This is a genomic window from Nocardioides sp., assembly GCF_034670285.1.
Classification (GTDB): domain Bacteria; phylum Actinomycetota; class Actinomycetes; order Propionibacteriales; family Nocardioidaceae; genus Nocardioides.
Map to the genome: position 1 here is coordinate 1 of NZ_JAXMNS010000544.1, position 1882 is coordinate 1882.

At 71.6% G+C, this 1882-nt stretch carries 3 protein-coding genes; all 3 read right to left on the reverse strand.

Translation table 11 applies throughout. The annotated features are described in order from the left end of the window. Positions 1-591, reverse strand: a 591-nt coding sequence (locus VOI19_RS18820; protein WP_323794466.1) for an SGNH hydrolase domain-containing protein, incomplete at its 3' end; no start/stop codon positions are given. Further along, complete coding sequence (locus tag VOI19_RS18825; RefSeq protein ID WP_323794467.1) at positions 588-1403, reverse strand: transglutaminase family protein; 816 nt, start codon at positions 1401-1403, stop codon at positions 588-590. The genes VOI19_RS18820 and VOI19_RS18825, both read right to left, overlap by 4 nt. Before the next feature lie 12 nt (positions 1404-1415). Continuing rightward, positions 1416-1882 (reverse strand): LLM class flavin-dependent oxidoreductase (locus tag VOI19_RS18830; protein ID WP_416366411.1); only part of this gene is annotated, 467 nt, incomplete at its 5' end.

Genomic DNA, 1882 nt, shown 5'->3' on the forward strand with positions numbered 1-1882 from the left:
GGAGTCCTCGGGGGCGACCCCGTTGCGCTCCTCCTCCTGGAGGCGTTCCCAGGCCGTGCGGTAGTAGTGCCAGTAGCTGCCCAGGACGACGCGGACCCGACGCTTCGAGGAGGCCAGGTCTCGGACGTACTCCCACGCCCGGACGTTGTGGTGGTCGCAGGCCAGGCGAGGCTCGTCGCTCCCCGCGGGGAACGGCAGACTCAGCGGGCAGCCCCCGGAGTAGATGGCGACCAGGTTGACGCGACGGTTGCGCGCGACGGCCGTCACCGGGGAGAGGTACTGCAGGGCATGGGAGTCGCCCCACAGGACGATCCAGGGGCGCTTCTTGAACCTCGTGACGCGGCAGATCTTCGACGGCTCGACGCGCGATCGGCAGGCGCGGGGCATGCTGGCGAAGTCGCGGTCCGGGTTGCCCCTCGCGCTCGGCGCGGTCATCTCCACGGGTGCGGCCGGCGCGGCCGGCGTGGCCGGCGTGGCAGGTGCGTTCGGTGGAGACGCCTCGGCCCCGCTCGACGTGATCCCCAGCCCACCGACGACGAGGACGAGCAGCACGAGCAGCACGCCGGGCCGTGACCGGAGCAGGACGCTCACCTGATCTGCACCGGGCGGTAGAGGTCGTCGTCGGGGAGTCCGTCGTCGGCCACAGCGGTGACCTCGCAGGTCATCAGCAGGGCGTTGCCCCTGACCGTCGACATGAAGGCGGTGTCGGTCGCGTCGCGACCGGTGGCGATGCGCACCAGCGCGGCGCGCGGCGCCAGGGCTGTCGCGTCCAGGGCGTACCAGCCAGGAGAGCCGCCCTGCGGCAGGTAGGCCTCGACGACGGCATGGAAGTCCATCGGGTCACAACCGGGGGCGTAGACGGCCGTCATCCGCGCCGGGATGCACAGGGCGCGGAGCAGCGCGATGACCAGGTGGGCGTAGTCGCGACACACCCCGGCTCCGGTCAGGAGCGTCTCGGAGGCACCGTCGGTGGGGCCGCTGCTGCCGGGCGCGTACTGCAGCCGGGTGCCGACCCAGGCCGAGATCGTCGACAGCAGGGCGTCGTCGTCCAGGTGCCCGAACTCGGAGGCCGCGAACCCTCCGAAGGTGTCGGAGGTGGCGTAGCGGCTCGGACGGCGGTAGAGCGACAGGTCGAGAGGCGTGCTCCCTGGCACCTCGGCGCGACCGGTGGCCGTGCCGGTGTAGCTGATCGTCGAGACGCCCTCAGGCAGCCGCACCAGGTGCTGGACCCCGTCGTGGGCAGCCGTGAAGGCCTCGAACGGCACCTCGCGGCCGTCGTGGAGAATCGTCAGCTCGTCGGCGATCGTCAGGCCGGGGGAGCGGGCGAGGGCCACCTGGAGCTCGATCTCGGTCTCACCCTCGGCTGACACCTCGAGGTAGGAGCTCACGGTTCGCGTCGTCACCCCGGCATCGTCTCAGGATCGGCCTGTTTCCGCGACGCGTGGGGCGACCTCGGTTCCAAGCAGCTCGATGCCACGCAGCAGGTCACCGTGGGCGAGGCGGGGATTCGTCATCTGCATCGACAGCCGGTCGATCCCACCGAGCTGGTCGTGCACCCGACCGAGCTTGGCGACGATCTCGTCGGGATCACCGAGGAAGAAGGCGCCGTCGGGGCCGCTCGTGGCGTCGAACTGCTCTCGGGTCGGTGGCGGGAACCCGCGCTCGCGGGACACGCTGGTGAACATCTCGTGCCAGCCGGGATAGATCGTGTCGGCGGCAGCCCGCCGGCTCTCGCCGACGTAGCCGAAGACGTGCAGCCCGACCTTCAGCGTGGCGGGGTCGTGGCCCGCCTCGGCACCGGCGCGCCGGTAGAGGTCGACGAGCGGCGCGAAGCGTCGCGGCTCGCCGCCGATGACCGCCACCATCAGCGGCAGCCCCAGGA